This window comes from Salinicoccus sp. ID82-1, assembly GCF_021991715.1.
GTDB classification, from domain to species: Bacteria; Bacillota; Bacilli; order Staphylococcales; family Salinicoccaceae; genus Salinicoccus; species Salinicoccus cyprini.
This window is the reverse complement of the sequence record NZ_JAGFLY010000008.1, coordinates 1-8707: the sequence shown is the minus strand read 5'-3', so window position 1 is coordinate 8707 and position 8707 is coordinate 1. Positions and strand designations below refer to the sequence as shown.

Below are 8707 nucleotides of genomic sequence, written 5' to 3'. Positions count from 1 at the left end.
ATTATTATGGTATTGCCCACAATAACGATTTATTCAATAGATATAAGGTAATAGCTGAAAATATTGAGGCTTTAATACGAGTAAGAAGAATTGATGAATCTGAGATACAAAATTTTTCAGAACTTACTTTGGAGAATTTTACAGTCAAAGAAGTTCCTGACGTTAATTCGCCTATTGGGATACTTAAAAATAAAATCAAGGCTAATCAAGTAATGGAAAGTGCGATTAAAGAAACTGACTATGTTATTGTAAGATTGCACAGCATGATAGGATTACAAGCTTTAAAATACGTGAAAAAGTACAATAAACCTTATTTAATTGAGTTGGTTGGTTGTCCTTGGGATGCTTACTGGAACCATAGTGCTACGGGTAAATTAGTTGCACCATACATGTATAAAAAAGTGAAAAGTGAAGTTTGGAATTCTCAATACACATTGTACGTAACGAACGAATTTCTACAGAATAGGTATCCTACTAAAGGTCACTCGATAAATTGTTCTAACGTAATAGTAGAAGAAGTGGATGACAGTGTACTTTCTCAAAGAATATCAAAAATAAAGAATAATAATGACAATAAAATAATCATCGGAACTACTGCTTCTGTAGCTGTAAAGTACAAAGGTCAGCAGTATATAATCGAAGCATTAGGAAAATTGGAAGAAAAAGGGATTAATAATTTTGAATACCAACTGGTTGGTGATGGCAACCAAGATTATTTAAGAGAAGTAGCTAAAAAAAACAAGGTAGAAGACAAAGTGAAGTTCTTAGGTCCTAAAACTCATGAGGAAGTACTTCAATGGTTGGAAAGCATAGATTTATATGCTCAACCGAGCAAACAGGAAGGATTACCACGGGCTGTCATAGAAGCAATGAGTAGAGGACTCCCATCCATTGGCGCTAATACAGCCGGCATCCCTGAACTATTAGAACAAGAATATATTTTTGATAGAAAAATGGATATTGAAGAAATAGCAAACTTGTTATTAAGTTTTGACGAAACAAATTTAATTGGGCAAGCAAAAAGGAATTTTAAAGTAGCTGAAGATTATTATTATCATAAAATAGAAAGTCGTAGATCTACATTCTTTAAAAAGTTTGCCCAATCAGAAGGATAAACTCTACATTTAACTAGGGATCTAAATAACGGAGGGACTTATATGAAAATAGCTGTGGCAGGTACAGGTTATGTCGGCTTGGTTTCAGGCGTTGCATTTGCGGAAGTGGGACATCAAGTAACTTGTGTAGATATAGATAGTGATAAAGTCGATTATATGAAGGACGGGAATTCTCCCATTTACGAAAAAGATCTAGAAGAGATGATGAGAAGAAATTATTCATTAGGGAGATTGGATTACACCATCGATTATAAGAATGCTTACAAAGATGCTGATGTTATATTCATTGGTGTTGGAACACCAGAACAGCCTGATGGTTCAGCTGACTTGTCTTATATTGCAACAGTTGCAAGACAGATTGCAGAAACATTGGAAAAAGACTGCTTGATTGTTGTAAAATCCACTGTTCCTATTGGAACTAATGATAAGGTGGAAAAATTCATAAGTGATTATTTGGTTAACGATGTTAAAGTAGAAGTAGCATCCAATCCAGAATTCTTAGCCCAAGGTTCTGCTGTGCACGATACTCTCCATGCCTCCAGGATAATAATTGGTACCGAAAGCGAGTGGGCTGAGCAGATACTTAAAGAAATATATAAACCTTTTAATCTTCCAGTTGTTTCAGTCAATAGAAGATCAGCAGAAATGATCAAATACGCATCAAACGATTTTCTAGCGCTAAAGATTTCTTATATGAATGAAATAGCTAATCTTTGTGAGTTGGTTGGAGCAGATATCCAAGATGTAGCTGAAGGGATGAGTTATGACTCGCGTATAGGTAGGCAATTTCTGAACGCAGGAATTGGATACGGTGGATCATGTTTCCCGAAGGATACTAAAGCATTAGATTATATAGGGGAACAGAACGGTTATGAGCTTAAAACAATCAAGTCTACTATTGCCATAAATAATGAGCAAAAATTGAAGTTGTATACTAAGGCAAGTGAGCGCCTCATCACTTTTAAAAATTTGAAAGTAGCTGTTTTAGGACTTACTTTCAAACCGGGCACTGACGATTTAAGGGAAGCAGCATCTTTAACAAATTTGCCTTTACTACTTGCACAGGGCGCAGATATATATGCTTTTGACCCTGTAGGTGCAGATAACTTTAAGAAGTATTACCCAGAAGGTGAAAATTTGAATGGGAACATTACTTATGTTTCGAATGTAAATGAAGCTTTAGAAGAAGCAAATGTCTGCTTTATATTCACTGAGTGGCCAGAAGTAAAAGAAATTAATCCAGAGACATTTAACGAATTGATGAGAACACCATTGGTCTTCGATGGTAGAAATATTTTTAACTTAAAAGAAATGGAAGAGGCAGGGATAGAGTACCACTCAATCGGTCGAATGGCTACTACCAGAAAAACGATAAAGATTTAACTTCATAATTGATAACCAAAGTAAGTTTTTTAGGAGGAATAAAAATGCAGAAAATAAAAAAAGCAATTATCCCTGCGGCAGGTTTAGGTACAAGATTTTTGCCTGCTACAAAAGCAATGCCAAAGGAAATGTTACCTATAGTCGATAAACCAACAATACAGTATATTATTGAAGAGGCCATTGAATCCGGGATAGAGGATATAATCATCGTCACCGGCAAGGGAAAAAGAGCAATAGAAGATCATTTCGATCACAACTTAGAGTTAGAAAGAAACTTGGAAGAAAAGAATAAAATAGAAATGTTAAAAAAAGTAAACTACCCTTCTAATGTCGAACTACATTTTATAAGACAAAAAGAACCAAAAGGATTGGGGCATGCAATCTGGTGTGGTAGAAAATTTATTGGTAATGAACCTTTTGCTGTTTTATTAGGTGATGACATAGTTCAAGCAGACAGCCCAGGTTTAAAACAGTTAATTGACCAATACGAAAGAACCCTTTGTTCTATCGTTGGCGTTCAGCAAGTTAACAAAGAAGAGACAAATCGATATGGTATAGTGGATCCAATTGATAATGAAGGAAGATTGTATCAAGTAAGAGATTTAGTAGAGAAACCAGAAATCGAAAAAGCGCCTTCTAATTTAGCAATTATGGGTAGATACGTGCTAACCCCTAAAATTTTCGAGTATTTAGAAAAGCAGAAAAAAGGAGCAGGAGGAGAGATTCAGCTTACAGATGCACTTCAATATCTTAACGAACAAGAAAAAGTTTATGCGTACGACTTCGAAGGAAAAAGGTTTGATGTTGGTGAAAAGTTAGGCTTCATCAAGACTAACATTGAATTTGCTCTTACCAATGATGAAATAGGTCAAGATGTAAGAAAATACATTCTTCAATTAGGTAAAGATATTTAAAAATTATTTAATTTGTTATTAGGAGTTCATCCATGTCAAATTACTATAGCAACCTTACAAAAAGTAGTTTTACATATAAAGAAATTTTTACTACTTTCTTAGTATATATTCTGTTGATAAGCTTTATGCTATATGTCTATTATGAGCAATATAACTATAATTTCATTATGTTTATTTTACTGATTACAATAGCTATATTTCCATTGTTTCTTTTCCGTGATTTATTCCATCCTTTCAATATATTTTTAATAAGTACTCAATTTTTCTTTATATTTAATATGGTCGATATTCATTACAATAAGGCTTCATTCAGATATGGTACATTGGATCCTTCTCTACATGAAACGTATTTCTTTTGGTCCATACTTATAATTATCATTTGGTATATTTTTATGTATGGAGGATATGCGTTTGCGGCAAGAACTAAAACGGAATTGATAAGAAAAGAAGAGTTTTTTAAAATTGATAACACTAAGTCAATTGGCATTATACTTATATTTATTGGACTTACAAGTTATGCAGTAATTTTCTTCTTGCAAGGTGGACTGCAAGGTGTGATAGCAGGTTTAAATAATAGAGTTGAAGCCTACGCAGGCATGGGATATTTTAAATTACTTACTACTCTTATAACAGTAGGTTCTTTACTTCTACTAAGTACTGGTAAAAAGAAATTATCATTTTTTTTCACACTTATTGCTTTCATCTTTCTGGTATCTTATGGAGGTAGAAGTACTGCATTCTTTAGTTCAATATTTCCCTTTTTAGTTTTCTATCATTATAAGTATAAAAACTTAAGATTTATAACATTGGTACCGTTAGCCTTCATCATGATGATCTTTGCTATCGCTCTCGGTAATTATAGGTTATACAATGAATTTCGGTTAGAGTTTAGTAACATATATGAAATTTTAAGTAAAGTGGGTATGAGCATCCAAGGAGGCGAAATTCTTCCTAGCTTAGTAGGTTCTTTAATGGAAGGTAAGATTGATTATCAATACGGCGCAATATTATTCAATATATTGTATGCACCTATTCCTAGTTCTATATGGCAAAGCAAACCTCCAATAGATGAAAGTGGAGTTGTTGGCAGAGCATTAATGGGTAATGAGTATTGGGGTTTACCACCAGGTCCATATGGATTGGCTTTCTATAACTTTGGGTTTATAGGGGTTATTCTTATTGCTTTTGTTACAGGATATATAATTAATAAGTTTTATTATAAAATGGTTGTTAATGAGTTTTCTGATTCCGCTTTGATTTTTTATATTATGACTATTGTATCTGCTTTTAATTTTTTGGCTACTTCTGATCAAATAGAGATTGTATGGTACCTTATAACTTTTATAGCGATATACTTTATCAACAAATTCCTAAATATAATAAAAAAGCAAAGGTATACAAAGTGAAAACAAATCTAAGATATATTAGAAATTTAGGATGGTATGATGAACAATAAAAAAACATTTTTTAAAAATATCTCCTGGGTGTTCTCTGCCAATCTAATAATAGCTTTCTTGAAGTGGTTAGTGCTTATTATGATAGCGAATTTATTGACACCAAAAGACGTAGGGGTGTATTCTCTTGCATTTGCTCTAAGTGCTCCATTAGCCATGTTCATGCATATGAAATTAAGAAGTATATATGTTGCTGGGAACAACGCTGATTTTTCAAGTTTTAGTAAAACGAGAGACATTTTGACAATAATCTCAGTTATAGTACTTGTTATTATGGAGATTTTCTTTTCTACTTCTATGAGTTATGTGATTCTTCTAGTTGGTCTAATAAAGATTTTTGATCTTCATTCAGAAATATACTATGCCATTCCTCATAAAAGTGAAAAATTAAGCTTTATAGGAAAGATTATGGTATCAAAACACTTATTAAGTTTTGGGACATTTTTTTTTCTTTTGTATTTCACTAGAGATTTAGTATTATCTCTTGCTATTCAATTATTGGTTCAATTAATATTTTTCTTCTTTTTCGAAAAGCCAAGGACGAAAAGATATTTACTTCATGACAAAATGGAGTCTGAAAGTATTATATCGATATTAAAAAAAGGAGTTCCATTAGGGCTAGTTCTAATGATTGTTTCTTTTCAATCGAATTTTCCGAGATATGTTATAGAACATTTACTTGGTGTAGAAGTGTTAGGTTATTTTTCAGCTGTTTCTTATCTTCTGGTTCTTGGAAACACACTAATGCTAGCTGTGACCCAAACCTTTCTCCCTTCGCTTTCGAGATATTTAAGCAACAAAAATTATAATAAATTCAAGAAAAGAGTCTTTGGTGAATTGAACCTGTTGGCTATTGGTATTGGATTAACTGCTATAATCCTTTGTTATTTCTTGGGAGAGTTTGTTCTTGATTTTTTCTATGGTCAAGAATACGCTCAGTATCAGGATATTCTTACGATTTTAAGTTTCTCTTTAGTGTTTAATTTCATAGGATGGAATTTTGATTTGGCTCTACTTGCGCTCGATTATATTAATATTCAACCAATCATTTCAACAGTAGTATTATTAGCGACGATAATATTTAGTATATTATCAATAAACTATTATGGTTTGTACGGTGCGGCTTATACTATGATATTCACTAATTTCTTACAAATGATTTTAAGGGGAATGGCCACAGTTTATAAGTTAAAAAAAATAGGTGCTTTGTAGTTTTTACTAATTAAGGAGATTCGTATGAAGAGAATATTAAAGCTTGTAAAAAGACCGTCAAAAGTTCTATTATTCATCATTAAAAAAAGTAAATTGCTAAGGTATGTTCCCGATAAGTTATATTTAAGAATCTATTACTTTATTGCTACAAAAGAAAAGTTGAATCTCGAAAATCCTAAAAGTTTTAATGAAAAACTTCAATGGTTAAAAATTAATGACAGAAATTCTAAATATAACTCTATTGTTGATAAATACGAAGTTCGTGAGTATGTCTCTAAAAAAATAGGTAAAGAATATCTTATTCCTTTATACGGTGTCTATAAAAGATATGAAGACATAGACTTCGATGCACTTCCATCTCAATTTGTTCTGAAATCTACTCATACCTCAGGGCATGTTTACATTTGTAATGATAAAAATAAAATAAATCATACAAAGTTAAAATCTACTGTTGATAAGTGGTTGAAAAAAAACTTATATCATCCCCATAGAGAGTGGCCTTATAAAGATGTAGAACCAAGAATAGTATGCGAGAAACTAATGGTCGACGAATCAGGAAATGATCTGAAAGATTATAAGTTTTTTGTTTTTCATGGAGAGCCTAAAGTTATTCAAGTAGATTTTAACCGTTATATAAATCATAAAAGAAATATCTATGATTTGGACTGGAATCTATTGCCTTTAAAAATTGAAATTCAAAATGATCCTAATGTTATTATAAACAAACCACAGAATTTGGATAAGATGTTGGAACTAGCTAAAAAACTAGGTGAAGATTTCACTTTTATAAGAGCAGATTTATATAGTATCAACGACAAAATCTATTTTGGAGAATTAACCTTTTTCCCAGGGGCTGGATATTATAGATATTCTCCACCTTACTACGAAAAATTAAAAGGGGAATGGATTACTTTACCGCAGAGTTAAATAATAAGGAGGTAATTACAATGAAGATACTTGTTACGGGATCAGCAGGATTTATAGGAATGCATTTGTCAATTGCACTAATTGAAAAAGGTCATGATGTAATTGGTTATGATAATATGAATAGTTATTATAGCGTTGAGCTTAAAGAAGAAAGACTAAAAGTATTGAATAGTTATCCGAGATTCAAATTTTATAAAGCTGACTTAAGAAATTTTAATTATTTAGATAATTGTATGAAAGAAGAGCAAGTAGAAATAATAATCAACTTAGCTGCACAAGCTGGAGTGAGGTATAGCATATCAAATCCCCAAGCTTACATCGATTCAAATATAAGTGGTTTCTTAAATATACTTGAGGTTAGTAAGAAGTATGAAATTAAACATCTAATATATGCTTCGTCAAGTTCTGTTTATGGAGGCAACACTAAAATGCCGTTCTCTACAGAAGACAGTGTAGATCACCCTGTGAGCATATATGCAACTACTAAGAAAACAAATGAACTTATGGCTCATACTTACAGTCACTTATATAATATACCAACAAGTGGATTAAGGTTCTTCACAGTATATGGACCGTACGGTAGACCCGACATGGCTTACTTTTCTTTTGCTGAAAATATAACTAATGATAAAGAGATTAAGGTTTTTAATCAAGGTAACATGATGAGAGATTTTACATACATTGATGATATTGTAGATGGCATCATCGGTCTCTTGGATAAAGTTCCTGAAGGTGAAAAAAATTGGGAAGAAACCACTCCAAACCCAAGTTTCAGTTATGCTCCTTACAAAGTATATAACATTGGCAATAATCAACCAGTTAAATTATTGGACTTCATCAATACTTTGGAAAAACATTTGGGCAAAGAAGCAAAGAAAAATTATGTTGAGATGCAGCCAGGCGACGTAAGAGCAACATTTGCTAATATAGATGAAATTCAAGAAGTTGCTAATTTCTACCCTTCAACGACTATCGACGAGGGCCTTAAAAAGTTTGTAGACTGGTACAAAGAATTCTATACTGTAAAATAATTATTAGTATTGCAACTATTTTTCATAGTTTAACGAAGTGATAAAAAATTGAAAGGAAAAAATATATTGCTAAAAAGACTATTCGATTTTTCTTCTTCTACTAGTGCTGTTATAATATTTCTTCCTTTATTTGCAATAATTGGTCTTGCGATTAAAAAAGATTCTCCTGGGCCGTTTTTATTTAAACAAAAGCGTCCTGGATTAAATAATGTGCATTTTACTATCTATAAGTTCAGATCGATGGCTGTAGAAACGCCTAATGTTGAATCAGCAAAGCTTGGGGAAGGCGTATCCTATATTACTAAGACCGGAAAGTTCATTAGGAGAACATCCATAGATGAACTTCCTCAACTGATTAATGTGGCTAAAGGAGAAATGTCAGTAGTAGGACCAAGACCTGCTCTTTACAATCAGCATGAGCTCATTAAAATGCGAACCGAAGCAGGGGTACATAAAGTCAAACCTGGTATCACTGGTTACGCCCAGGTTATGGGGCGGGATGAAATCAGTGATGAAGAAAAGGTTAAATACGATAAATATTATGTTGAAAACCAGACATTTCTCTTTGATATGTGGATTATATGGAAAACCTTTATTAACGTGATATCATCAAAAGGTGTTAGCCATTAAACAAGCATTTTAAGCCGGACATTGTTTGTCTGGTTTTTATT

At 32.4% G+C, this 8707-nt stretch carries 8 protein-coding genes; all 8 read left to right on the top strand.

All coding sequences use genetic code 11. The features are described from left to right. Positions 1–1115, top strand: a 1115-nt coding sequence (locus tag J4760_RS13195; protein ID WP_237606042.1) for a glycosyltransferase, incomplete at its 5' end; no start/stop codon positions are given. Positions 1116–1157: 42 nt separating this feature from the next. After that, on the top strand, positions 1158–2498 hold the full coding sequence (locus J4760_RS13190) for a UDP-glucose dehydrogenase family protein (protein WP_237606041.1): 1341 nt from the start codon (positions 1158–1160) through the stop codon (positions 2496–2498). Positions 2499–2542: 44 nt separating this feature from the next. Continuing rightward, entirely contained in the window at positions 2543–3412 is an 870-nt protein-coding gene (gene galU, locus J4760_RS13185) for a UTP--glucose-1-phosphate uridylyltransferase GalU (protein WP_237606040.1), read from the top strand. Between the two features lie 32 nt (positions 3413–3444). Beyond that, positions 3445–4818 (top strand): O-antigen polymerase, encoded by a 1374-nt coding sequence (locus tag J4760_RS13180; protein ID WP_237606039.1) that lies wholly within the window; start codon positions 3445–3447, stop codon positions 4816–4818. Between the two features lie 39 nt (positions 4819–4857). Beyond that, complete coding sequence (locus J4760_RS13175) at positions 4858–6078, top strand: lipopolysaccharide biosynthesis protein (protein ID WP_237606038.1); 1221 nt, start codon at positions 4858–4860, stop codon at positions 6076–6078. Between the two features lie 24 nt (positions 6079–6102). Then, positions 6103–7005 carry an ATP-grasp fold amidoligase family protein gene (locus tag J4760_RS13170; protein WP_237606037.1) on the top strand — a complete coding sequence of 301 codons (903 nt, stop codon included), beginning with the start codon at positions 6103–6105 and terminating at the stop codon, positions 7003–7005. A 20-nt stretch (positions 7006–7025) separates the two neighbouring features. Next, positions 7026–8036, top strand: a complete 1011-nt coding sequence (locus J4760_RS13165; RefSeq protein WP_237606036.1) for an NAD-dependent epimerase — start codon at positions 7026–7028, stop codon at positions 8034–8036. 48 nt (positions 8037–8084) lie between these two features. After that, the gene (locus J4760_RS13160; protein WP_255695463.1) at positions 8085–8666 is read left to right on the top strand and encodes a sugar transferase; all 582 of its coding nucleotides are present in this window, start codon (positions 8085–8087) and stop codon (positions 8664–8666) included. The last annotated feature ends 41 nt before the right edge of the window (positions 8667–8707 follow it).

Excerpts from the sequence above, each read along its gene's own strand:
- J4760_RS13165 (WP_237606036.1), top strand. The coding sequence starts at position 7,026 with ATGAAGATACTTGTTACGGGATCAGCAGGATTTATAGGAATGCATTTG.
- J4760_RS13190 (WP_237606041.1), top strand. The coding sequence starts at position 1,158 with ATGAAAATAGCTGTGGCAGGTACAGGTTATGTCGGCTTGGTTTCAGGC.
- J4760_RS13180 (WP_237606039.1), top strand. The coding sequence starts at position 3,445 with ATGTCAAATTACTATAGCAACCTTACAAAAAGTAGTTTTACATATAAA.
- J4760_RS13175 (WP_237606038.1), top strand. The coding sequence starts at position 4,858 with ATGAACAATAAAAAAACATTTTTTAAAAATATCTCCTGGGTGTTCTCT.
- J4760_RS13170 (WP_237606037.1), top strand. The coding sequence starts at position 6,103 with ATGAAGAGAATATTAAAGCTTGTAAAAAGACCGTCAAAAGTTCTATTA.
- galU (WP_237606040.1), top strand. The coding sequence starts at position 2,543 with ATGCAGAAAATAAAAAAAGCAATTATCCCTGCGGCAGGTTTAGGTACA.